General features: G+C 74.0%; 13 protein-coding genes and 1 pseudogene. 3 read left to right on the top strand and 11 right to left on the bottom strand.

Features of this window, described 5'->3' with window-relative positions; genetic code table 11:
• Window positions 1-5111: pseudogene (locus ACFVVL_RS11795) on the bottom strand (hypothetical protein); the annotation flags it as partial.
• A 391-nt stretch (window positions 5112-5502) separates the two neighbouring features.
• On the opposite strand from ACFVVL_RS11795, the gene ACFVVL_RS11790 reads away from it, so the two are divergent.
• Window positions 5503-6375, top strand: coding sequence for a phosphotransferase family protein (locus ACFVVL_RS11790; protein ID WP_387673641.1), 873 nt, complete (start codon window positions 5503-5505; stop codon window positions 6373-6375).
• Window positions 6376-6709: 334 nt separating this feature from the next.
• Here the strand turns inward: ACFVVL_RS11790 and ACFVVL_RS11785 are convergent, their stop codons facing one another.
• The gene (locus tag ACFVVL_RS11785) at window positions 6710-8098 is read right to left on the bottom strand and encodes an NAD(P)-binding domain-containing protein (protein WP_387673638.1); all 1389 of its coding nucleotides are present in this window, start codon (window positions 8096-8098) and stop codon (window positions 6710-6712) included.
• 167 nt (window positions 8099-8265) lie between these two features.
• Here ACFVVL_RS11785 and ACFVVL_RS11780 point away from each other — a divergent pair, with 167 nt between their 5' ends.
• On the top strand, window positions 8266-8631 hold the full coding sequence (locus ACFVVL_RS11780) for a metalloregulator ArsR/SmtB family transcription factor (protein ID WP_387673635.1): 366 nt from the start codon (window positions 8266-8268) through the stop codon (window positions 8629-8631).
• A gap of 180 nt (window positions 8632-8811) precedes the next feature.
• On the opposite strand, the gene ACFVVL_RS11775 is transcribed toward ACFVVL_RS11780, so the two are convergent.
• The 4 genes from ACFVVL_RS11775 to ACFVVL_RS11760 form a co-directional block, all read right to left on the bottom strand.
• A complete protein-coding gene (locus ACFVVL_RS11775; RefSeq protein WP_387674046.1) occupies window positions 8812-9897 on the bottom strand; it encodes an ArsO family NAD(P)H-dependent flavin-containing monooxygenase in 1086 nt (361 codons plus the stop codon).
• 65 nt (window positions 9898-9962) lie between these two features.
• Entirely contained in the window at window positions 9963-11072 is a 1110-nt protein-coding gene (gene arsB / locus ACFVVL_RS11770; RefSeq protein WP_387673632.1) for an ACR3 family arsenite efflux transporter, read from the bottom strand.
• Complete coding sequence (locus ACFVVL_RS11765) at window positions 11069-11359, bottom strand: ArsR/SmtB family transcription factor (RefSeq protein WP_380294721.1); 291 nt, start codon at window positions 11357-11359, stop codon at window positions 11069-11071. Before ACFVVL_RS11765 ends, arsB begins: the two co-directional genes overlap by 4 nt.
• A gap of 151 nt (window positions 11360-11510) precedes the next feature.
• Complete coding sequence (locus tag ACFVVL_RS11760; RefSeq protein WP_387673629.1) at window positions 11511-12146, bottom strand: class I SAM-dependent methyltransferase; 636 nt, start codon at window positions 12144-12146, stop codon at window positions 11511-11513.
• Between the two features lie 321 nt (window positions 12147-12467).
• On the opposite strand from ACFVVL_RS11760, the gene ACFVVL_RS11755 reads away from it, so the two are divergent.
• The gene (locus ACFVVL_RS11755; protein WP_387673626.1) at window positions 12468-12890 is read left to right on the top strand and encodes an arsenate reductase ArsC; all 423 of its coding nucleotides are present in this window, start codon (window positions 12468-12470) and stop codon (window positions 12888-12890) included.
• Window positions 12891-13013: 123 nt separating this feature from the next.
• On the opposite strand, the gene ACFVVL_RS11750 is transcribed toward ACFVVL_RS11755, so the two are convergent.
• From ACFVVL_RS11750 to ACFVVL_RS11730, 5 genes are all read right to left on the bottom strand, one after another.
• Window positions 13014-14330, bottom strand: a complete 1317-nt coding sequence (locus tag ACFVVL_RS11750) for a hypothetical protein (RefSeq protein ID WP_387673624.1) — start codon at window positions 14328-14330, stop codon at window positions 13014-13016.
• A 78-nt stretch (window positions 14331-14408) separates the two neighbouring features.
• Window positions 14409-15746: a cytochrome P450 gene (locus ACFVVL_RS11745; protein ID WP_387673621.1), complete on the bottom strand. Its 1338-nt coding sequence runs from the start codon at window positions 15744-15746 to the stop codon at window positions 14409-14411.
• A 7-nt stretch (window positions 15747-15753) separates the two neighbouring features.
• Window positions 15754-16341: a carboxymuconolactone decarboxylase family protein gene (locus ACFVVL_RS11740; protein WP_387673618.1), complete on the bottom strand. Its 588-nt coding sequence runs from the start codon at window positions 16339-16341 to the stop codon at window positions 15754-15756.
• A 14-nt stretch (window positions 16342-16355) separates the two neighbouring features.
• Window positions 16356-20423, bottom strand: a complete 4068-nt coding sequence (locus tag ACFVVL_RS11735) for an SDR family NAD(P)-dependent oxidoreductase (protein WP_387673615.1) — start codon at window positions 20421-20423, stop codon at window positions 16356-16358.
• Between the two features lie 22 nt (window positions 20424-20445).
• Window positions 20446-23586, bottom strand: a complete 3141-nt coding sequence (locus ACFVVL_RS11730; protein WP_387673612.1) for a type I polyketide synthase — start codon at window positions 23584-23586, stop codon at window positions 20446-20448.
• Window positions 23587-23882: the final 296 nt, after the last annotated feature.

The following is a 23882-nucleotide window of genomic DNA, read 5'->3' as shown; positions in this document are numbered from 1 at the left end:
GTGCAGGTGACCGTGGCGCCCGGGGCCAGGGATGCGGCCTCGGCGGTCGGGCAGGTGACCGCCGACAGCTTGCCGCTCCCGGTGAACTCGCCCTCGTTGACCTTGACGTCCTTGAGGGTGACGTTTCCGGTGTTCTTCACCTCGAACTTGTAGACGATCTCCTCACCGGCGACGAGCGTGCCGGTCGAGGACGACTTCACCAGGGCCACGCCCGGTGCGTCGGTCGTGGTCAGCACGACCTGGGACGGCGGGGAGACCGGGGGCTCGCCCGAGGGCGGGGTGCCGGTGCTGGTGGCGGTGTTCTTCACCGAGCCGGCGTCGACGTCGGCCTGCGTCACGGTGTAGGTGGCGGTGCAGGTGACCGTGGCGCCCGGCGCCAGCGATGCGGCCTCGGCGGCGGGGCAGGTGATCTGCGACAGCGTGCCGCTGCCGGTGAACTCCCCTTCGTTGACCTTGATGTCCTTGAGCGTGACGTTGCCGGTGTTGGTGACGGCGAAGCTGTAGGTGACCGCCTCGCCCGCGACCAGCGTGCGGGTCGAAGCCGACTTCACCAGGGACACCGCGGGCTCGCTCGGAGCCGGGACGACGGCTTCGCTCGGTGGGGAGACGGTCGGCGGACCGCTCGGCGGGGTGCCGGTGCTGGTGGCGGTGTTCTTGATCGAGCCGGCGTCCACGTCGGCCTGGGTCACGGTGTAGGTGGCGGTGCAGGTGACCGTGGCGCCCGGGGCCAGGGACGCGGCCTCGGTGCTCGGGCAGGTGACCGCCGACATGGTGCCGCTGCCGGTGAACGCGGTCTCGTTGACCTTCACGTCCTTGAGCGTGACGTTCCCGGTGTTCTTCACCGCGAACGTGTAGGTGACGGTCTCACCGACGGTCAGCTGGTCGGGCCGGCTGCTGCTCGCGGTCTTGACCACGGTGAGGGCCGGGTTGTTCGGCGCCGGGATGGTCACCTCGCTGGGCGGGGAGACCGGCGGCGGGCCGTTCGGCGGGGTACCGGTCGCCGTGGCGGTGTTCTTGACGGAACCCGCGTCCACGTCGGCCTGGGTGACGGTGTAGGTGGCGGTGCAGAGCACCGTCGCGCCCGGAGCCAGCGAAGCGGCACCGTTCGGGCAGCTGACGGGGGAGAGCTTGCCGCTGCCGGTGAACGTGCCCTCGGTGACCTTGACGTCCTTGAGGGTGACGTTGCCGGTGTTGGTGACGGCGAACGTGTAGCTGATCTCCTCCCCGACGGTGAGCTTGTCGGTGGAGGCGGTCTTCACGAGCGCCACCGCCGGCTGCTCCGGTGCCGGGAGGAGTGCGTCGGCGGGCGGGGAGACCGGGGGCTCGCCCCGCGGCGGGGTGCCGGTGCTGGTGGCGGTGTTCTTGATCGAGCCGGCGTCCACGTCGGCCTGCGTCACGGTGTAGGTGGCCGTGCAGGTCACCGCCGCGCCGGGGGCCAGGGACGCGGCCTCGGCGGTCGGGCAGGTGACCTGCGACATGGTGCCGCTGCCGGTGAACGCGACCTCGGTGACCTTCACGTCCTTCAGCGTGACGTTGCCGGTGTTGGTGACCGTGAAGTCGTAGCGGGCCTGCTCGCCGACGACGAGCTCGTTCGGCTTGCTGCTGTGGCCGATCTTGACCAGAGCCAGCGCGGGCTTGTCGTTCGCGGTGACCGTCGCGTCGGCCGGCGGCGACACCGGGGGCTCGCCCCGGGGCGGAGTGCCGGTGGCGGTGGCGGTGTTCTTCACCGTGCCGGCGTCCACGTCGGCCTGCGTCACGGTGTAGGTCGCGGTGCAGGTCACCGCCGCGCCCGGTGCCAGGGAAGCGGCGCCGCTCGGGCAGGTGACCGCCGACATGGTGCCGCTGCCGGTGAACGCGGTCTCGTCGACCTTGACGTCCGTCAGCGTCACGTTGCCGGTGTTCTTCACCACGAACGTGTAGGTGATCTCCTGACCCGCGACGAGCGTGCCGGTGGAGGCCGACTTCGTCAGCGTCAGCTTGGGGTCGTCCGGGACCGGCACGTCGCTGCGGCAGGCGGGGTCGGTGTTGCCGGGGACGCAGCTGCCGCCCGAACCCGGAGGGCTGGTGACCGTGTTGTGGAGCAGGCGGTCGCCGTTGTCGTCGGGGGTGTTCACGGTCACGCTGTAGGTGATCGTGGCCGAGGCGCCCATGGCCAGCGGGCCGGACCAGGTGAGGGTGGGTGCGGTGTACTGGACGGATCCGGCGGTGGCCAGGGCGTTGTCGCCGTAGGCGGCGTCGTCGAGGACGCCGCTCAGGTCGTCGGTGAACGAGGCCGGGTCGGCGGCGGTGTAGTCCGCGGCCCCGGTGTTGGTGACCTTCAACGTGTAGGTCACGGTGTCACCGAGGTCGGCGGTCGGCTGCGACGCCGTCTTCACCAGCGAGAACGCCCTCTCCGGAATCTGCACGCGGCAGGCCGGGTCGGTCGAGCCGGGGGCGCAGTTGCCGCCCGAACCGGCCGGCGTCACCACGGTGTTGTCCAGCTTCTGGTCACCGGTGTCGGGGTCGTTGACCTTCACCGAGTAGGTCACCGTCACGGTGCCGCCCACCGGCAGCGGGCCGGACCAGGACAGTGTCGGTGCGGCGTAGGTCACCGCACCGGAGGTGGCCGTCGCGTCGTTGTTGTAGACGGCGTCGTCGAGGACGGCGCTCAGGTCGTCGGTGAACGAGGCCGGGTCGGCGGCGGTGTAGTCGGCGCCGCCGGTGTTGGTGACCGTCACCGTGTAGTCGACCTTCTCGCCGGCCGTCACCTTGGTGGCCGGAGTCGTCTTCACGACCCGCAGGGACTGCACGGGGACGTTGACGGCGCAGTCCTTGTCCGTGGAGGCCGCGGCGCAGTTCGATGCGGTGCCGGGCGGGGTGACGACCCGGTTGGTCATCAGGTGGCCGCCGAGGTCGGGGTCGTTGACCTTCACCGTGTAGGTGATGGTGGCGGTGGCACCGGCCGCGAGGGGGCCGGACCAGCCGATCACCTTGCCCGCCTGGTCGTACGTGGCGGTCCCGGCGGAGGCCTGGAGGCTCGCGGGGTCGAAGGAGGAGTCGCCCAGGACCTTGGTGATGCTGTCACTCAGCGAGGCCGGGTCGGCGGCGACGTAGTCCTGGGTGCCGGTGTTGGTGACCTTGATCGTGTACGTCACCGGATCGCCCGGTCTGGCGGTCGCGGGGTCGGCGGTCTTGGTCAGGTGCAGCATGCACTGCTCGGCCGACGGGGCCACGTTGAAGGTCACGGTGCCCGTCGTCTGGCCGGGCGCGTCACTCGTGCCGCCCGCCGTGGTGACGGCGGTGGCGGTGTTCGTGACCGGCAGGCTCTGCCGGCAGGACACCGGCGGAGCGACCGTCCGGTAGCAGACCTGGACGCTGTCGCCGACCCAGGTGACCTTCACCTTCGCCGCGTTGACCGCGGTGGCGCTGTTCACGGCGGCCAGGCCGACCGTGGCGGTCAGCGAGGCGGTGTTGCCCGAGACGGGTATCGAGGAGATGTCGAGGGACTGGGGGCCGGACTTGGGGAAGGCCACGTCGGTCCAGCCCGGCACCGGCGCCCCGTCGGCTCCGGTCAGCGTCAGGGTGGCGCCGTAGTACTGCGAGCCGTCCAGGCCCGGCAGTGACACCGTGCCCCACGAGGTCGTGTGCCCGGACTTCCCGTCGCAGTAGTAGACGTCCGGGGCCAGCTGCACACTCCTGGACGCTGAGGCGCACGGAGCGCCGGTCTCGGCGTTGAAGATGCCGATCCGCCCGCCGTCACCGTTGGAGGCCATACAGCCGGGCAGGTTCGCCAGGGCACGCACCGTGTAGCTGGACGGGTTGGGCGGGTGGGTCGTGAAGTTGGCGCAGGGCTGGACCTTGCCGGCGGCCAGCGGCCGGGCGAAGTCGTAGCAGTCCACCACGTTGGCGTTGCCCGTGTACCACTTCGTCCCGACCAGTGTGCCGGTGCCGAAGCCCTGGCTCGTGCTCGGGGAGAAGGAGTAGGTCCGCTGGCTCCACGGGTTGGCGATCGCCGCGCCCGTGGGCATGTAGCAGACCGAGCCGTAGATCGCGCAGCCCCCGAGGAAGGCGCCGGTCGAGGAGACGACCGGGAACACCTCACTGCTGCGGGCATAGGGCTGCACGGCGCCGGTCGCGATCGGGAAGCCCGCGCACACCTGGTGGGTCACGGTGTCGAAGCACGACAGGTTGTCGCTCGTCTGGGTGGCGTTGACGAAGGTGACGTAGACGTAGCGGCCGAACGTCCCCATCTCGTAGCCCGGTGCGCCGCCGATGCTCCCGCCGCCGGTGATGTTCACGGCGCCGCACGCGGTGCCGTCAGGTGCGACACAGTGCAGGTTGCCGCTGATGTCGACGTAGTAGTGGTTGCCGTCCGCCGCCGCGATGCCGTCGCCGGCGAGGATGTAGCCGCTGACCGGCGCCGTGCCGAGCTTGAGGTAGCCGCAGCTGACCCGGGCTTCCAGGTCCAGGCACTGCATCCCGAAGTCGGTGTTCACCGCCACCGGCCAGTACAGCTTGCCGTTGGCGATGAACGAACCGTTCACCTGCATCGTGAAGTAGGCGACGTTTCCCGTCCCCAGTGGCGTTCCGGCCTTCGGGTCCACGTACGTGGAGAGCGCGGGCCAGCCCGGGCAGACCGCACCGGCCAGCGTCGCGCAGAACACGGACGTCCGCGTGTTGTTGTGGTGGAAGACGGTGTAGATGTTGTTCTTGTACCCCTCGACCGAGTAGCCGTCACCGCCGGGGGTGTTGAAGTTGACGGGCTGCGCGGTGAAGACGGGCGACGCGGCCGAGGTCGTCCCCTGGAGGACGGGCCCCTTCGCCGTCAGCGTGCCGTTCGCCACCGACCCGGTGAAGCCGGGCGGCAGCTGCAGCGAGTTGGCGACGTAGGTCTGTCCGCCGGTGATCGCGTCGGTGATCGACACGTCGGCATCCGTGGTCGTGCCGTTCTTGTAGTCCAGCACCCACTTGACGGTGTCACCGGGCTGCGCCGACCCGGCGGTCGTGGCGGTCGCCGTCGACGGGTTCGTGACGTTGACGCCCGTCTTCGAGAAGGTCGACAGCGGCGCCGCCTCGGCGGCCGGCGCCGTGTTGAAGCCGCTCACCCCGAAGCCGGTGAAGGCCACCAGCATGCCCACCAGCACACAGAGCAGCCGTGACGGCCCAGGCCTTCTCCGTCTCCCCTGTCCTCCGCCTCCCCGGGCGGCTCCTGACTTCGCCCGCCGCGGGCGGCCAAGCTTACGCAGCGTCATGTGTCTTCCCCTCGGATCAGTGTCCGGTGCCCCCGGCTGTGGGACGAGAGCAGCCTGATCGCACTGATGTATCACAAATGGGGATGACTGCATATGGTTTGCGTAAAGAGTCCGATATGAGGTGATCGATCCGTCATCGGACCGACGCCTTGGGCGGCGAGTGCTACGGCGGCCGCCGCCTGAAGTAGCGTCGGACGCTGGGCCCCGCTGCCCGGGAGGGACTCTCGGCAGGCAGGCGGCGGCAGATCGGCGAGGATCCGGAGGCGCTCTGATGGACGTCCGCACGACCCACGGCGCCCTGCTGAGTCGGCTGCTGCCCGGCGACGAGCCGGACGGTCTCCCGGTGCGGCAAGGCCAGTTCCACACCGTGGTCATCGGCTCGGAGCGCGTCGTCCGCCTGCCCCGCACCCCCGCTGCGGCCGCCCGGCTGTCCGGTGGCGCGGCCGTGCTGCGCGCGCTCGCCGGGCTCGGCCTCGGTGTGCGCACGCCCCGACCGCTGGCGCTGGGTGGGACCGAGACGCCGTACCTGGTCCTCACCCGTGTTCCCGGCGAGCCGCTCCCGGACGGCGCGCTCGACGACGCCCGGGTGGCCGCGGTGGTCGCGGCGCAGTACGCGGCGCTGCTGGAGGCGCTGGCCCGGGCCGGCGCCGAGGGGCCGGCCCGGACCGCGCTGCCCCGGGCCCGCGCGGACCGGTGGCGGCGCTTCGCCGTGGACGTGCGCGCCGGCCTCTTCCCGCTCATGTCCGGCCACGGGCGTCGACGCGCCGAACGGGAACTGGCGGCGGTCGACGGTCTCCCTCGCCTGACCGGAGCCGTCGTGCACGGGGACCTCGGCGCGGAGAACGTCCTGTGGGAGTGGGCGGACGGCCTGCCGCGCCTGGCCGGGGTGATCGACTGGGACGGCGCCGAACTCGGCGACCCCGCCGAGGACTTCGCGGCCGTCGGCGCGGGCCACGGCGCCGGGTTCCTGGCGCAGGTGCTCGCCCTGGGTGCCGCGCCGGACGGGCGGGGGCTCAAGGGATCCGACGACCTCATGGCCCGCATCGCCGCGATCCGCGGCACCTTCGCGCTGCAACAGGCCCTCGCAGCCCTCCACGACGGGGACGACGAGGAACTCGCCGACGGCCTCGCCGCCTACCGCTGAGCGCGACCGGTCCGCCCGCGCCGCACGAGAAGTCGGCCCGTCCGACTTCCTGTGCGGCGGTCCCGGCCCCGGGAGGACGGCTGATCTCCGCCTGTCGTGGGACCCCGCCCTCCGCGGGTGATCCCACCGCGCCGGGAAGGTCGTCAGGGTGGACACCGCGGACAGCAGGAGGAAGGGCCGGGAGCGGGCTGGGCTCGCCGACGGGGTCGGAGCGCGGATGTGGTCGGGGTGGTGCCGGTGGGTCAGGGCGGTGGGGCCGGCCGGGTGACGGCGCCGGTGAGGGATCCGCCGGTCATCGCGGCCCCGCTGGTCCGGACGGTGCTCACGGGAGTGGTCAGCACCCGCCGCCGGTGGTGGAGCAGGAGGATCCGGGCGCGGTGGTGCTCAGGGTGATCAGCTGCGGCTCGGCCGGCGCCGTCGAGCAGCAGCCGCCCTCGCCCCGGGCGGCCTCGGGCTCGTCGAAGAGTCCGGCGCCGCCGCACACCCCGGTCTCGGGGAGGGTGAGTTCGACGCGGGCGGCGGCCTCGTGGTCCCCGGCGAGGGCGGCGGCGACGGAGCGGACCTGCTCGTAGCCGGTCATGGCGAGGAACGTCGGGGCGCGGCCGTAGCTCTTCATGCCGACGAGGTAGACGTCCTTCTCCGGGTGGGCGAGCTCGGCGGCGCCGTGCGGGTGGACGGTGCCGCAGGAGTGCTGGTTGGGGTCGATCAGCGGGGCGAGGGCGGTCGGGGCCTGGAGGCGCTCGTCGAGGCCGAGGCGGATCTCGGAGAGGAAGGAGAGGTCGGGGCGCAGGCCGGTGAGGACGACGATCTGGTCGACGGGCTCGCTGCGGCGGCCGTCCTCGGCGACCAGGACCAGCCGCTCGCCGGCCGTCTCGACGGCGGCGGTGCGGAAGCCGGTGAGGGTGGAGGCGTGCCCGTCGGCGACGGCCTTCTCGGCCCGCAGGCCGAGCGCGCCGCGGGCGGGCAGCTGGTCGGCCGCCCCGCCGCCGTAGGTGGAGCCGGTGATGCCGCGCCGCAGCACCCACACCGCATGCGTGCCGGCCTCCTCCCGCGCCAGGTCGGCGAGCTGGGCGAGGGCGGTGAACGCGGAGGCGCCGGTGCCGACCACGGCGGTCCGCCTGCCCGCGAAGCGCTCCCGTACGGCGGGATCGCGCAGGTCGGGGATGCGGTGGGAGAGGCGGCCGCCGGCCGCGCGCTCACCGAGGGCGGGCAGGCCGTTCGCGCCGAGCGGGTTCGGGGTGGTCCAGGTGCCGGAGGCGTCCACCACCGCCCGGGCGAGCAGACGCTCCTCGCTGCCGTCGGTGTGCTCGACGTGGACGGTGAAGGGCTGCTCCTCGCGGCCGGCGTCGACGATCCGGTCCCGCCCGGCGCGGGCGAGGCCGGTCACCCGGGCGTCGTAGCGGACGCGCCCGCCGAGAACGTCGGCCAGCGGCTGGAGGTACCGCTCCGCCCAGTCCCCGCCGGACGGGTAGGCGGCGCCGTCGGGGCGGATCCACCCCGTCGGCGCGAGCAGCTTCTCGGCGGCCGGGTCGACGACCTCCGCCCACGGCGAGAACAGCCGCACATGTGCCCAGCCACGCACCGCCGTGGCGGCCGACGGGCCCGCCTCCAGGACGAGCGGCTCGATGCCGCGCTCCAGCAGGTGGGCGGCGGCGGCCAGGCCGATCGGGCCGGCTCCCACCACGACGACGGGGAGGGGCTGCCCGGCTGCGGAGGCGTTCACGTGGGTTCTCCTTTGCTTCGACGTTTGTCGATGTCCTGGTCGTGTCGCCAGCATGGCACTTGCTTTGATGAGCGTCAACATAGGCGTTCATCGAAGCAGAGGTCGCGGCTGCGGGGTGCGGACGGACCGGCCTTCCTCCTTGATTCAACGCATGTCAATATTGACGCATGTCGAACGCGCAGACGCTTCCCCTCGCGGAGCCGGTCCAGGCTGCCGCGCCCTGCTGCCCGCCGCTCACCTCGGCCGGTCTGTCGGAGGCCGACGCCGCCCGGATGGCCGTGATGTTCAAGGCGCTCGCCGATCCGGTGCGACTGCGGCTGTTCTCCCGGGTCGCGGCGCACGAGGGCGGCGAGGCGTGCGTGTGCGACATCCAGGACGTCGGCGTCTCGCAGCCCACCGTCTCGCACCACCTCAAGAAGCTGCGCGAGGCCGGACTGCTGACCAGCGAGCGGCGGGGCACCTGGGTCTACTACCGGGTCGAGCCCGGGGTCCTGGCCGCGATGGCCGGCATGCTCTCCGCCGCAGCGGGCTGACGCGTCCGCTCTCCGGGTGCGGAAGGGGGCGGGCCGAGCGCCGCGGCCCGGTCGTCGGCTGACCGGGCCGCGACGCCGCGGCGGGCTGCTCGCCAATCGGATGGCCCGGGGGCCGGGATGGTCCCCAGGGCGCTGGAGGAGATCTGCGCGCACCCAAACTGCAGGCGTGACCGGCGGCTCCTACGTGGGGAAACGGTTCGGCGCCGGGGGCGCGTTCAGGGCCTCGCCGATCTGTGTCACGGCGGTGCGGGCGGTGCGGCCGACGCCGATGAGGGTGGCGGAGGCGGGGCCGGTCCAGTCGCCGTAGCCGAGCAGGTGGACACGCGGGTCGGCGACGGCTCGGGTGCCGTCGGTGGCGATGCGGCCGCGCTCGCCCGTGCGCAGGCCGAGCGGGGTCAGGTGGTGGAGGGCGGGGCGGAATCCGGTGCACCAGATGACGGCGTCCGCGGGCCACGCGGTGCCGTCGGGGTGGAGCAGGCCCGTCGGGGTGAGGGCGGTGAACATGCGGTGGTCGGGGAGCAGCGCGGCGGCGCGGGCCCGGCGGACGGGTTCGACGGCGACGATGTCGCCGAGGTCGGCGATGCGCGGGCCGCCGTCCCGGACGCGGCCGGTGGCGATCTCGAACAGGGCGCGGCCGTCGATCTCGTCGGGGAGCAGACGGGCCGGGCGGCGGGTGACCCAGCGCACGGCCGCGGCGCTGCCGAGCAGGTCGGCCGCGATCTGGGCGCCGGAGTTGCCGCCGCCGACCACGACGACCCGCTGCCCGGTGAAGTCCTCGGCGCGGCGGTAGTCGCGCGCGTGCAGGTGCCGGCCGGTGAAAAGCTCGCGGCCGGGGACGGCGGGGACGAACGGGCGGGACCAGGAGCCGGTCGCGCTGATGAGCGCCCGGGTGTGCCAGGTGCCGTCGTCGGTGCGGGCCAGCAGACCGCCGTCGCCGGCGTCCTCCACGGCGCGGACCCGGACCGGGCGGTGGACGGGCAGCTCGTAGCGCTTCTCGTACGCGGTGAGGTAGTCGACGACGTGTGCCGCGTCCGGGTGGTCGTGCCCGTTCTGGTGGGGCATCGGCCGGCCGGGCAGTGAGGCGTAGGCGGCGGGGGAGAACAGGCGGAGACTCTCCCAGTAGTGCTGCCAGGCGCCGCCCGGCGTCGGGGCGGTGTCGAGGATCGCGAAGTCGAGTCCGGCGCGCCGCAGGTGGTAGCCGGCGGCCAGCCCGGCCTGGCCGCCGCCGATCACGAGGACCTGGACGGCCCGGCCGGCGCCGTTCACCGGCCCGTCCCGGCGGCCGGCGGGCAGGTGCGGCGCGCCGCGGGCGGGTGGCCGGGACGGACCGGTCACCGCGAGGACTCCACGGCCGGGGTGGCCCGGGTGGTGAACTTCCGCCGCCAGGCGAGGGAGACGTACACGAGGCCGATGAGGACGGGGACCTCGATGAGGGGGCCGACGACGCCGGACAGGGCCTGGCCGGAGGTGACGCCGAAGGTGGCGATGGCCACCGCGATGGCGAGTTCGAAGTTGTTGCCGGCGGCGGTGAACGCCAGGGTGGCGGTGCGGTCGTAGGCGAGGCCGATGGCCTTGCCGAGGGCGAAGGTGCCGAACCACATCACGGCGAAGTAGACCAGCAGCGGCAGGGCGATGCGGGCGACGTCGCCGGGCCGGTCGGTGATGCTCCTCCCCTGGAGGGCGAAGAGGATCACGATCGTGAACAGCAGCCCGTACAGCGCCCAGGGGCCGATCCTCGGCAGGAACGTCTGCTCGTAGGTCTCGCGGCCGAGCTTCTTCTCGCCGAGGCGGCGGGTGAGGAAGCCGGCGAGGAGCGGGATGCCGAGGAAGATCAGCACATTGACGACGATCTTGCCGACGGAGAAGTGCAGGTCGTCCTGGGCCAGGCCGAGCCAGCCGGGCAGGATGTCGAGGTAGAACCAGCCGAGCAGGCCGAACGCGACGACCTGGAAGACGGAGTTGAGGGCGACCAGGACGGCGGCGGCCTCGCGGTCGCCGCAGGCGAGGTCGTTCCAGATGATGACCATGGCGATGCAGCGGGCCAGGCCGACGATGATCAGGCCGGTGCGGTACTCGGGCAGGTCGGGCAGGAAGATCCACGCCAGCGCGAACATCACGGCGGGGCCCAGCAGCCAGTTGATCACCAGCGAGGAGGCCATCAGCTTCCGGTCGCCGGTGACGGTGTGCAGCCGGTCGTAGCGGACCTTCGCGAGCACCGGGTACATCATGACCAGCAGGCCGACGGCGATCGGCAGGGAGACGCCCCCGATCTCGACCTTCGCGAGGACGTCGTTCAGGCCGGGGATCAGGCGGCCGAGACCGATACCCAGACCCATCGCGATCAGGATCCACACCGCGAGGAAGCGGTCCAGGAAGGAGAGCTTGCCGACCGGCCCGGCCTCGGGGGAGTCCGGAGGCGCGGTGGTCCTGGTGGCGGTCACGGGCAGGACCTTTTCGTGTCGGCGCACGCGGTGGCGCGGGCGGTGGAGGCGAGGTCGCCGAGGAAACCCACGAGGCCGTCCAGGGCGTCGGGGCGGAGTTTGTAGTAGGTGAAGCGGCCGCAGGGCTCGGTGTCGACCAGTCCGGCCTCGCGCAGGATCCTGAGGTGGTTGGACAGGTTGGTCTGCCGGGCGCCGGTCTCCTCGACCAGGTGGCTGGTGCACAGGGCCTCGCGGGCGAGCAGCGTGAGGATGCGGATCCTCAGCGGGTCGGCCACGGCCTTCAGCACGTCCACGGGGCTCTTTGTATCACTCTCCGCTGACATCACCATGTGGTGATACGTTAGTCGATGTCGAGGGCGGTTCCAAGCCCGGCGCGGCGTCCGCCGGCCGAAGCGCCCCGGGGGGCGCTTCGGCGGGACGGTGTCCGCCCGAGGGGCGTCAGCCCTGGGAGGCGGGTCGATCCTGGGAGGCGGGCCGGTCCTGCGCGCGGCTGAGGATCCAGACGCCGTAGGCGTCGTTCGCGGGGTGCAGCTGATAGGTGCCCGCCCGCAGGTCGACGCGGAGTCCGGCGGCGGACAGGTCCGCCTCGAACTCCGCCGCGGTGTAGTTCCGGGCGTGCGGCGGTGCGTCCTGCAAGTGGAAGCCGACCAGGATCCGGCCGTTCTCGCCGAGCACGTCGCGCATCGCGCCCAGGGCCCTGCGCTCCGTGCCCTCGGCCAGGTAGACGATCACGTTGCCCACGCAGACCACCAGGTCGAACGGGCCGTCGTCGGGGCCGAGGTCGAGGATGTCGCGTTCCTCGATCGGCAGCCCCGGGTAGGTCTCCCGGGCCTGCCGGACCAGGGCCCCGTCGGGCTCGATCGCCACCACGTCGTGCCCGCGCCGCAGGAGCGCCGCGGTGACCCGGCCCATGCCGGCGCCCGCGTCCAGCACCCGGGCGCCGCGCGGCAGGAGCGTGTCGGCGAGCCGGGCCTCGCCGTCGACGTCCTCGCCGGCGGCGATGAGTTCGGCGAACCGCTTGCCGAAGTTTCCGCTCTGGCCCGCCTCCTGCCAGCGGGTTCGCCGCGTCGTCATCGGTAGGGGCTCTTCGTGCGGCAGCGTGGTCCTGTTCATTCTCGAATCCTAAGGCGACGAAGTCGGCGCAGGTCATGGCCGCCGAAGTCCATGGCCGGACCTCCCCGGGGGCGGTGCCCGGGTCCGGGTGGTGGCTGTGGCGAGAGCGCCAAGTTGCATCACCATCGACTGACATCATCATGCGGTGATACGTTTTCCGGTGTCGGCGGCTGCGCGAAGCCGGCCGCCGAGTCCAGCAGCGCGAACGGTCTGCGGACACCACGACTGTCAGGCCGTGCCTCGTCGCGTCGTGCGGCACTCCCGTCTCCGAGGAAGAGCGAGATGACCACCTCCCCCGCAGCCTCCGTGCTGTTCGTCTGCGTCCACAACGCCGGCCGCTCCCAGATGGCCGCCGGCTTCCTCGACCACCTCGCGGGCGACCGCGTCGAGGTCCGCTCCGCCGGCTCCGTGCCGGGTGACCAGGTCAACCCGGCCGCTGTCGCGGCCATGGCCGAGGTCGGCATCGACATCTCGGACCAGGCGCCGAAGGTCCTCACGACCGAGGCGGTCCGGGCATCCGACTACGTGATCACCATGGGGTGCGGCGACGCCTGCCCGTACTTCCCCGGCAAGAAGTACCTCGACTGGACGCTGGAGGACCCGGCCGGCCAGGGCGTGGAGGCCGTGCGCCCGATCCGCGACGAGATCAGGGCCCTGATCGAGGGCCTGATCGCCGAGATCGACGCCAGGCAGCTGGAGCGCTGACCGCACGGGCGACGTGCCACGTGATCATCACCCGTTCCGGCCCGTCCGCCTGTCCGCCTGTCCGCCGGTGCGCGCGGTGCCGGACGGTGGCGTCGGTGCTCACCGGAGGGCAGCCGGAGCCGCTCACGCGGCCCGGGGCGGCGGGTCCATGACCGGGAAGAGGCTGTCGGCCCGGTCGAGGACCTCGGCGGCGGCCCGGTTGCGCCGGAAGCTCCGGAGCAGGGACCGCACTCGGGCGAGCTCGCGGTCGGCGTAGACGGACGCGGTGCTCCCGTAGTGGGCCAGGAAGGCCTCGCAGTGGGCCGCCGCCCGGTCCGGAGCTCCCGAGGACACGGCGGAGCGGGCGATGGCGGAGTACGTCATGGCCAGGCCCATGTGCTCGTTGTCGGCCCACTGCCGGAGGGACTCCTCGAAGGCCCTGGTGGCGGGTCGAGCCGCCCGGCAGGCGGACAGCACCATGCCCCTCCAGTAATCGAACTCGGCGCGGGGGCACCGCAGGAAGGGGTCGTCGCCGTCGGGCGCGATGTCGTAGCAGCGTTCGGCGGCCAGGAGGTCGGCGACGGCGTCGGACCGTTCGGCGGTGGCGGACCGGCAGAGGGCGCGCTGGCCGAGGAGGAGGGCGCGGAGCGGGCCGTCGGGGATCCGTACGGCGGTGGCCTGGTCGGCGAGCTGGACGGCCCGGGCGGTGTAGCCGAGCGACAGCGCCTGGAAGCTCAGGATGCGCAGGGCGAGGGCGTAGGTGGCCCGGTCGCCGCACCGCGCGGCGAGGTCGAGGGCGCACAGGAGGTACTGCTGGGCGAGGTGGTGGTGTCCGGCGTCGACGGTCATCGCGCCCATCCGGTAGGTGAGCCGGGCCTGGTCGGCCGGCTGCCCCCGGGCGGCGGGGCCGTTCGTCCGGTCCGCGTGCGCCAGGTAGGCGGCGAGCATCGGGCGGATGTTGATCCCGCCGTACCTGACGTGCAGCTCCTTGAACAGGGCCACCAGGTCGCCGCCCGCCCCGTGGACGGCGAGGGGCCGCCGGTCGTCCGGGCGCCCGGTGGATCGGGCCGGAAGCCGGGTGGAGTCGTAGATCCGCTCCCGTGCGCGCGGGCCGTGCTCGGGGTGCAGGTCGGTGCGCGCGAGTTCCATGACACGGGGCAGGCCCCGCGGTCCGGTGGCCGAGGGCTCGCCGTCCTGCGCGGCCCCCGGCTGCCCGAAGCCGGTGTCGGCCGTGCTGACGGGCCTTCGGAGGCGTCGGCTGAAGGCCTCGGCGATGAGCTTGGGCGTCGGTTCCTTGGGTCTGGTGCCGGTGAGCCAGTGGGCGGGTGCGGTCCGGTGGTACGACAGTTCGAGGCCCTGTGCGCGGGCCAGTTCGGTGACGGCCCGGACCAGTTCCCCGGTGCTCCAGCGGGCCTCGGACAGCAGCGCGGCCAAGGACGGGTTCGGCTGGTGCTCCTTCATGTGTCCCTCCTGACCCGGTCCCGGCAGCCGGTGGGCGGGCCGGCGACGGCCGTTCGACGGTTGCGCGGACCGGGACCGTCAGTCGCGGGCCACCAGGGTCATGGGCAGTCGGTCGGGGCGCGGGACCAGGGCCGCGACGGGGCGGACCCGGTGCCCCGCCACGGGCCGCAGGCGCCAGTGCGCGGCGATGTGGGCGACCGTCAGGGCCATCTCGGTCTTCGCGAAGAATTCGCCGATGCAGCGGTGGTGGCCGGCGGCGAAGGGGATGAAGGCTCCCCGGGGGAGCCGCCGGCTGCGCTCCGGCAACCACCGGTCGGGGTCGAAGCGGTCGGGCTCCGCGTACACCCGCGGGTCGCGGTGCAGCGCGTACAGGCTGAATCCCACTTCGGTGTCCGGCGGGATCCGCACGCCGTCGATCTCGGTCGCCGTGAGGGCCCGCCGGGTCCCCAGCGGCGGGGAGTACATCCGCTGCACCTCCTGGACCAGGCGGCCGGTGTACTCCAGGGCCGGGATGTCGGCGTACGTGGCCGGCCGTCCGCCGAGGACGTCGGCGAGCTCCGCGTGGAGCCGGCGTTCGACCTCGGGGGACCGGGCCAGTTCGTGGAACACCCAGGCCATGGTGTGCGCGGTCGTCACGCTTCCGGCGCCCAGGATCGTGGTGATCTCGTCGCGGACCTGGATGTCGCTCATGCGCGTGCCGGTGGTGCCGTCGTGGGCCGTCAGCAGCCACGACAGCAGATCGTCGTGGGCGTCGGCCGAGTGGTGCTCGGCGATCAGGCGGTCGGTGGTGCGCCGCATGCGGTCCGCCGCGGAGTCGAACCGCCGGTTCATCGGGATCGGGACGTTGTCGAGCCACCGCGGCATCAGGGCCCGGGTGACGATGGTCCGGTCGAGCACGGGCATGCAGAACCGGATCTCCGCGGCCGCCTCGGGCCCGAGGTCGCAGGAGACCATCGCGTCGGCGATGATCCCGATGGCCATGTTCATCATCTCCTCTTCGACCCGCACCTCCTGGCCGGGCCTCCAGGAGTCGGTGAGGGCCTGGAGGTGCCGCGCCATGACCGAGGCGTAGAAAGGCATCCGGCTCTGGTGGAAGAGCGGTTGCATCAGCCGCCGCTGGCGGTGGTGGTTGTCCCCGTCGGCGGTCGCGAGGCCGTCCCCCAGGAGGCGGCGGGTCCGGGCGAAGAACCGGCCGCGGGCGAACGCGTGGGCGTCCTTCACCAGTACCTGGTGGAAGAGGCCGGGAGTGGTGACGAAGTACACCGGCAGCGGTCCGATGTCCACGCGGACCAGGTCCCCCGTCGCGTGCACGGAACGCAGGAAGGGCAGGGTCTCCCGCGCCAGGGGCAGCGCGTGTCCGACGACCGGGAGCCGGTGGGGTGCGATCCGCACGGTGTCCGTCGGGCTGGTGATCACGGTGTCCTCACTCTCCCTCGGAGGGCTCCATCGCCTCCGACGTGAACCCGGGATCGAGTTCCGTTCCGGCGGAGTTCAGGAGGTAGGCGAACATCCGGTAGTGGCCGGCCAGCATGGTGATCTCGATCATCGCGGCGTGGTCGTACCGGGCGGCGAGGGCCTGCCAGGTGCGCTCGGACAGGCGGGCGCCGCGGTGGAGTTCGTGCGCGGCCCGGAGCAGGTGGCGGTCCTGGTCGGACCACGCCGGGTCCCCGGGTCCGCGCGGGATGCGCCGGATCTCCGTGCTCCGCAGGCCGGCGCTCCGGGCGAGCGGGACGTGGCGGCTCCATTCGTACCGGGCCCCGGCGAGGAAGACGGTGTACAGGATCAGCAGTTCCCGTTCGCGGTGCGGGAGGCGCCCGCGCGTCAAGAGGAAGAGCGAGAACGGTGCGAGGGCCTCCAGCAGGTCGGGGTGGTGCAGGAGCGTGCCGACGACGTTGGGCACCCCGGGGCCGAGGACCTCGGGGACGCGAGCGGCGAGGGCGCGCTCCCGCTCGTCCCAGCGGTCCGCGGGCAGGGGGTCGATCCGTCGTACGGGTGTGGCGTCCGGGCACATCGGGGTGCGCTCCTTCACAGGGAGTCCAGCCAGGCCTGCACGGCGGCGGCCGCCGGCCGGGCGTGCCGGCCGAGGACGGAGAAGTGATCGCCGGGCACGTCGACGGCGTGGTGGGGGAAGGGCCAGACGAGGCCCATGGAGCTGTCCCGGGGGCGGAGGAACAGCGTCGGGGCGACGCCGTCGGCCGGGGACCGGTCCGCGATCAGGTCGCGGTAGGCGATCCCGGCCGTCAGGGCCGCGGCGGTGGGGAAGCCGGCGGTCGCGTGGTCGGCGACGCGGAACGCGGCCTCCTCGATGAGGGGGTGGGACCGGGTGCCCGGGGGGAGCGTGTCGAGGAGGACCAGGGCCGCGGCGGGCGCGTCGCGGCCGCGGAGCCGCTCGGCCAGGGCGTGGGCGAACCAGCCGCCGGAGGAGTGGCCGAGCAGGACGACGCGCTCGGCGGTCGGCGGGGCGGCCAACTGCTCGGCCCAGAGGCCCAGCAGCAGATCGAGGGAGGCCGGCAGGGGTTCGCCGTCCCGGTAGCCCGGGGCCTCCAGGGCCCGGACGGCGCGCCGTCCGGTGAATCCGGAGGCCAGCCGGGCGAAGGGGGAGGCGTCCGGCGGGGCCCCGATGCCGGGCACGCACACCACGGCCGGGAGGTCCGGACCGTCGGTGAGCAGGAGGAGGCGGTGCTCCGGAGCCTCGGCGGCGGTGCGGAAGACCGGGCGTCGCCGGGCCCGCAGCTCCACCGGCCGGATGGCCCGCTCGTACTGGCGGGCCCGGCAGGCCTGGAGGAAGGAGGTGACCAGGTCGCCGTCGTCCGCGTCCGGCCGGGTCTGCCCCCCGTCGGAGGGCGCAGGCGCAGGCCCGGGCGCGGGCGCGGGGTCGGAGCCGGCCGCCGTGAGCACCCGGTCCAGGTGGCCGGCCAGCGCGGCGGGGGTGGGGTGGTCGAACACGGCCGTCGCCGTCAGCCGGGCGCCCAGGGCGGTGCCGAGCCGGTTGCGGAGCTCGGTGGACGCCAGGGAATCGAGTCCGGCGTCGCGGAACGGCGTTTCGGCGTCGACCGCCTCGGGGCCGGGGTGCCCCAGGACCGTCGCCGTGTGGGCGCGGACGAGGTCGAGGAGCCGCTCGGCGCGTCGCTCGGGCTCCAGCCGCAGGAGCCGGGCGTTCTCCTCCGGGGCGCCTTCCGCCGCAGCGCCCCCGTCGGAGGCCGTGGCCCGTGCGGGGCCGCGTCGCGAGGGGTGCGTCGGCAGGTCGGTGAAGAGGTCGGGGAACGGCTCCCCCGCGGCGGCGGACGGCATGGGCGCCACGGCCAGCTGCGGTTCGTCCAGCTCCAGCGCCAGGTCGAAGCCGGCCAGGGCGCGCGCCGTCGACAGGGGCAGCAGGCCGTGGCGCCCGACCCGGCGCAGATCGGTGCGCGTCAGATGGGCGGTCATGCCGCTGGCCTGCTCCCACAGACCCCAGTCGACGGAGGTGGCGGGCAGTCCCAGCTCACGCCGGTGGTGGGCCAGCGCGTCGAGGAAGGCGTTGGCGGCCGCGTAGTTGGCCTGGCCCGGGTAGCCCAGCAGGCCGCTCATGGAGGAGTAGAGCACGAAGGCCCGCAGGCCGCCGCCGAGGGTCAGCTCGTGCAGGTTGACGGCGGCCTCGACCTTGGCACGCAGCACGGTCCGCAGCCGTTCCGGGGTCAGGTCGGCCACCAGGCAGTCGTCGAGGACGCCCGCCGCGTGGACGACGGCGCTCAGCGGATGCTCCGCCGGGACCGCCGCGAGGACCTCGGCGAGCGCCGAGCGGTCGGCCGCGTCGCAGGCCGGCAGGTCGACGGCGGCTCCGAGCGCCGACAGTTCCTCGGCGAGCTGCCGGGCGTGCGGGGCCGCGGCACCACGGCGGCCGAGGAGGACCAGACGGCGCACCCCGTGGGTGGTGACCAGGTGGCGCGCCAGTTCCGCGCCGAGCGTCCCGGTCCCCCCGGTGATCAGGACGGTGCCGGCGGGGCCCAGCCGCTCGGGCCCCTGGGTGAGGACCAGCTTGCCCGTGGAGCGGCCCTGGCTGAGGTGGCGCATGGCCGGGCGGGCGTGGCGGACGTTCCAGGACCGGGTGGGCAGCGGTCGCAGGGCCCCGGCCGTGAACAGCTCGCCCAGCCTCCCGACGATCTCCTCCAGCCGGTCGGGCGGCGCGCTGAGCAGGTCCACGACGTGGTAGGCGATCCCCGGGTACCGGGCCCGGACGGCCTCGGCCTCCCTGACGTCGGTCTTGCCCAGCTCCACGTAGCGGCCGCCCGGACGCAGCAGCCGCAGGGAGGCGTCCACGAACTCGCCCGCCAGGCTGCCGACGACCACGTCGAATCCCGTGCCGCCGGTCGCCGAGCGCAGCCGCTCCTCGAAGTCCAGGCTCCGCGAGTCGGCGATCCGGTGCGCGGGAACGCCGAGGGACTCCACCAGGGACCACTTGGGCCGGCCGGCGGTGGCGTGGATCTCGGCGCCCAGATGGGAGGCCAACTGGACGGCCGCCATGCCGAATCCGCCGGCGGCGGCGTGGATCAGCACCTTCTCGCCCCTGCGCACCGCGGCCCGCCCGACCAGCGCCTCGTACGCGGTGACGAAGACGCCGGTGACCCCGGCGGCCTGCTGGTCGCTCCAGTGGTCGGGCACCGGCAGCACCGAGCGGCGGTCGACCACCGCCAGGGAGGCGTGCAGGCCGTCCCGGCAGCCGAGGCCGGCGAAGGCCGCGACCCGGTCGCCGATCCGCACGCCGGACACCCGCGCTCCGACGTCCACCACCTCCCCGGCGACCTCGCACCCGATGGACGTGCCGTCCACCTTGGCGAGCGCGGTCATCGGATCGCGGAAGTTCAGCCCACTGGCGTGCACCCGGACGCGGAGCTGGTCGGGCTCCAGCGGCGCGAGGACGTCCGGCGCCGGAACGGCCGCCACACCGTCCAGCGTGCCGCTGCGCGAGGGGGCCAGCCGCCAGGGCCGGCCGTCGGCGGGCAGGGGGATCAGGTCGCCGTCGTCGGGGAGGACCAGGCGGGGCACGTAGGCGGTGCCTCCGCGCAGTGCCACGGTCGGGTGGCCGGCGGCGATTCCCGCGGCCAGCGCGGGGATCGGCACCGGGCCGTCGTCGAGGTCGATCAGCTGGCACCGGCCCGGGTTCTCCCGCTGCGCCGTACGGATCAGTCCCGCGCAGGCGGCGGCGGGCAGATCGGTCACGGAATCCCCGAACCGGACGCTGTGGGCACCCCGGACCAGGACCACCAGCCGTGTCCCGTGGAGCCGTCGGTCCGCCAGATGCCGCTGCAGGTCGCCCAGCAGCGCGGACAGCCGCCGGTGGGCGTCGTCGGCCCGCACGGCGGTGCCGCGGCCGTCCGGGGCCGCGCGCCGGTCGAGCAGGACGGCGTCGGGCGCGGCCGCCCCGGCAGCCAGCGCCTCCAGCAGACCGGCGAGGTCGGGGAAGCGCGCCGCTCCCGGAAGGTCCCGGCCGGGCCCGACGACGGCCCACCGGGAGCCGTCCTCCGACGGGGCAGGCCCGGCCAGCGGCCGCCAGACGAGCCGGAAGACGCTGGGCTCGGCGGCGGCGAGCGCCGCACGCAGGGCCCTGGTCGTGGTGGGCCGCACCTGGAGGTCGTGGACGACGGCCACGGTCCGACCCGCGAGGTCGGTGACGCGGATGTCGAAGCCGCCGCCCGCCGTGGCGGTCACGGTGGAGCGCAGGGCGCCGGCCCCGCGGGCGTACAGCCGGACCGAGCCGATGGAGTGGGGGAGGAGCGTCCGGGGCTCCCCGTCCGTCTCCTGTGCCTCCTGCGTCGCCTGTGCTTCCTGTGTCCCCTGCGTGTTCTGCGTGTCCTGTGTCTCCTGTGCCCCCGTCCGCCGCAGGGCGAGGAGGACGGGGTGCAGGGCCGCGTCCATCAGCGCCGGGTGGAGCTGGAACAGGGCCGCGTCGGTGCCGTCATGGCCGTTCGGCGCGATCTCGCCGTGGAACCCGGCGTCGTCGCGCCACAGGCCGTGGAGGCGGAACTCCGGGCCGTAGGCGTAACCGCGTGCGTGAAGGTCCTGGTAGAGCCCTTCCACGGAGACCTCTTCCGCCGAAGCGGGCGGCCAGGTCGTCATGCGTCCTCACATCCTCGGTCCGTCATCCTTGTTCGGTCTCGACGGCCCCCGCGCCGGTGGCCTGGGCGTGGCACGTCCACCGCCCCAGCGCCGTGCGGGAGTGCAGCGTCAGGGCGTGGCGGTCGGCCGCCTGCGGGACGCAGCTCACCCGGACGTCGACGGCGCCGCTGGAGGGCAGTGCGAGGGGTGCCTGGAGGACGACGTCCTCCAGGCGCTCGCAGCCGAGCCGGTCGGCCGCCCGGAGCAGCAGTTCCAGCATGCCGGTGGCGGGCAGCAGGACCGTGCCGTGCACGACGTGGCCGCCGAGCCAGGGGTGTTCGGACAGCGACAGGCTTCCCGTGAACACGGTGCCGCCGTCCGGCAGGTCGACCACCGCGGCGAGCCACGGGTGGCCGAGGGGGTCCAGACCCGCGTCCCGCAGGCCGGTTCCGGCCGGCTCCGCGGGCAGCCAGTGGCGGCGGTGCCGGAAGGCGTGGACGGGCAGGTCGACGGTGCGCGCCCCGGGGTACAGGGCGCCCCAGTCCACCCGGGTGCCAATGGCGTTGGCACGGGCGAGCGCGGTGGCGAAGGCCGTCGCACCGCCCTGGTCCCGGTACAGGGTCGGCACCGCCGCGCCCTCGACGCCCGCGTCGGCCAGGATGTCGGCGACGGCCGCGGCCAGGACGGGATGCGGGGAGACCTCGACGAACTGCCGGTGCCCGGCGGCCACCGCCTCCCGCACGGCCGCGTCGAAGCGCACCGTCTCGCGCAGGTTGCGGTACCAGTACCCGGCGTCCAGCACGGTGTGGTCGACGCGGCGCCCCAGGGTCGCGGAGAACACCGGGGTGTGGCCGGGCCCGCACACCACGTCCTCCAGCAGCGCGAGGACCTCCTCGCGGACGGCGTCCATGTGCGGGCTGTGGGAGGCGTAGTCGACGGGCAGTCGCCGGGCGCGCACCCCCTCGCGGTCGCAGCACTCCAGCACCTCCGCGAGGGCGTCGGTGTCCCCGGCCACCACGGTCGCCGCCGGGCCGTTCTCCACCGCCACCTCCACCCGGCCCGCCCAGGGGGCGATCAGGAGCGCGGTCCTTGCGGCGGGAGCGGCCAGCGAGGCCATCCCGCCCCGGGAGGTGACGTGCCGAAGGGCCCGGCTGCGCAGCGCGACGACGCGGGCCGCCTCCTCCAGGGACAGCACCCCGGCGACGTGCGCGGCGGCGATCTCGCCCTGGCTGTGCCCGATCACCGCCGCGGGCCGGACACCGTGCGCACGCCACAGCTCGGCGAGCGCCACGTACACGGCGAACAGGGCGGGCTGGACGTACTCGGCCCGCTCCAGGGGCGGTGCGCCGGGCGATCCGCAGGCGACGTCCTCGATGTCGACGTCGAGCCACGGCCGCAGGGCCTTGCCACAGGCGTGCAGGGCGGACGCGAAGACGGGCGAGGCCTCCACCAGCGCCGCGGCCATGCCCGGCCACTGGGCGCCCTGCCCGGGGAAGACGAAGACGGGGGCCGTTCCGGGCAGGGCCCTTCCCCTCACGACCGTGGTGGACGCCTCGCCCCGTGCGAGGGCATCGAGCCCGTCCAGTAACGCGTCGACACCGCCGCCGACCGTGGTGGCGCGGTGGGGGAGCGCGCTGCGTGTCGTGGCCAGGGACCAGGCCACGTCGGCGGGGTCGACCGTCGGCGTGGTGCGGACGTGCCGCGCCAGGTGGGCGGCCTGAGCCCGCAGGCCCTCCTCGCCGGCCCCGGACAGCGGCCACAGCCAGACCCCGGTCCCGTCCTTCCAGGCCCGACCGTTCCCGGCCCCGTCGTCCTCGGACGGGTGTCCGGGGGCGGCGGTCCGCAGGTCGGCCGGCGCCTCCTCCAGCACCGCGTGGGCGTTGGTGCCGCTGATGCCGTACGCCAGGACCCCGGCCCGGCGCGGGCGCGGCCCGCGCGGCCAGGGCCGCGGCTCGCGCAGCAGCCGCACCGTACCCGCGCTCCAGTCGACGGCCGGTGTGGGGTTCTCCGCGTGCAGGGTTGCGGGCAGCTGCTCGTGCTGGAGGGCCAGCACCATCTTCACCACGCCGGCCAGGCCCGCCACGGCGGTGGTGTGCCCGATGTTCGTCTTCACCGAACCGATCCACAGCGGATCCTCGGGCGTCCGGTGGCGGCCGTAGCAGGCCTGGAGCGACGCCGCCTCCACCGGGTCCCCCGCGCGGGTCCCCGGGCCGTGCGCCTCGACCACCCCGACGTCCCCCGGTTCCAGACCGGCGTCGCGCAGTGCGGCACGGATGACGGCTTGCTGGGCGGGCCCGCTCGGGGTCGTCAGCCGGTCGCTGGCCCCGTCCTGGTTGACCGCGCTGCCGCGCACGAGGGCGAGCACCGGGTACCCGGCGGCCCGGGCCCGCTCCAACGGCATCAGCACCACCGCGGCGACGCCCTCGGCCGGGGCGAACCCGTCCGCCTCGGCGGCGAAGGCCTTGCAGCGCCCGTCCGCGGCGTACACCTTCAGCCGGGAGAACCACTTCAGCTGCTCGGGCGAGGCGATCACGGTGGCGCCGGCGGCGATCGCCACGTCGCACTCGCCGGCCCTCAGCGCCCGCACCGCGAGGTGCAGGGCCACCAGGGAGGACGAGCACGCGGTGTCCACCGTGAGCGCCGGACCGTTCAGCCCCAGGGCGTAGGCGATCCGGCCCGACGCCACACTGGCCTGCGTACCCGTGAGGACGTAACTCTCCAGTCCGGACGGGGCGTTGCCGGTCAGCCGGCTGTAGCCGCTGTCGTTCATCCCCACGTAGACGCCGGTGCGGGTGCCCTCCAGGCCCCTCGGGGCGATGCGAGCGCGCTCCAGCGCGTGCCAGGTGCTCTCCAGCAGCAGCCGCTGCTGCGGGTCCATCGCGGACGCCTCACGCGGGCCGATCCCGAACACCTCGGCGTCGAAGCCCGCCACGTCGTCGAGGAAGCCCGCCGCCCGTACGTAGGTGGTGCCCTCGACGGTGTGGTCCGGGTCGTAGAGCCCGTCCATCTTCCAACCGCGGTCCCGTGGCAGCGCCGTGGCCGAGTGCTCGCCCGCCGCCAGCATCCGCCAGAGCCCCTCCGGGGACGTCGCGGGCCCGGTGAACCGGCAGTCCATCCCCAGGACGGCGATCGGGACCCGCGTCTGCTCGCCGGGTGCCGCAGTCGTGGACGATTCGGTGGACATCAGGACCGCTCCTTTCGCAGAGGCTGCGGCGGGTGCGGCAGATCCCCTGCCATGGAGGTGCTGGAAGGTCCGGCGCCCGCGCCTCGGCGGCGTGTCCGGAGAGCGGCGGGACACAGGACCCGCCGCGGGGGAGGAGCGGCGATCACCGTTGCCCGTCGGGGTCGGTACCGCTTCCGGAGTGAAGCCGCCGTCATGGGAAACGATGCACGATTCTGCCGGGGCGGCCTAGACTCCCGCGCTGGTCGATGTGTGAAAGCGTTGAAACCCGGGCGGGCCCCGGAGGGGCGTCGGCCCGC

The sequence above is a fragment of the Kitasatospora sp. NPDC058115 genome (assembly GCF_042884635.1).
Classification (GTDB): Bacteria; Actinomycetota; Actinomycetes; order Streptomycetales; family Streptomycetaceae; genus Kitasatospora.
Note: the sequence above shows the minus strand (reverse complement) of the source record. Positions and strands in the feature narration are given on the sequence as shown.

Coding starts and splice junctions, on each gene's coding strand:
- ACFVVL_RS11730 (WP_387673612.1), bottom strand. CDS start 23,586: ATGTCCACCGAATCGTCCACGACTGCGGCACCCGGCGAGCAGACGCGG.
- ACFVVL_RS11735 (WP_387673615.1), bottom strand. CDS start 20,423: ATGACGACCTGGCCGCCCGCTTCGGCGGAAGAGGTCTCCGTGGAAGGG.
- ACFVVL_RS11755 (WP_387673626.1), top strand. CDS start 12,468: ATGACCACCTCCCCCGCAGCCTCCGTGCTGTTCGTCTGCGTCCACAAC.
- ACFVVL_RS11760 (WP_387673629.1), bottom strand. CDS start 12,146: ATGACGACGCGGCGAACCCGCTGGCAGGAGGCGGGCCAGAGCGGAAAC.
- ACFVVL_RS11740 (WP_387673618.1), bottom strand. CDS start 16,341: ATGTGCCCGGACGCCACACCCGTACGACGGATCGACCCCCTGCCCGCG.
- ACFVVL_RS11790 (WP_387673641.1), top strand. CDS start 5,503: ATGGACGTCCGCACGACCCACGGCGCCCTGCTGAGTCGGCTGCTGCCC.
- ACFVVL_RS11750 (WP_387673624.1), bottom strand. CDS start 14,330: ATGAAGGAGCACCAGCCGAACCCGTCCTTGGCCGCGCTGCTGTCCGAG.
- ACFVVL_RS11780 (WP_387673635.1), top strand. CDS start 8,266: ATGTCGAACGCGCAGACGCTTCCCCTCGCGGAGCCGGTCCAGGCTGCC.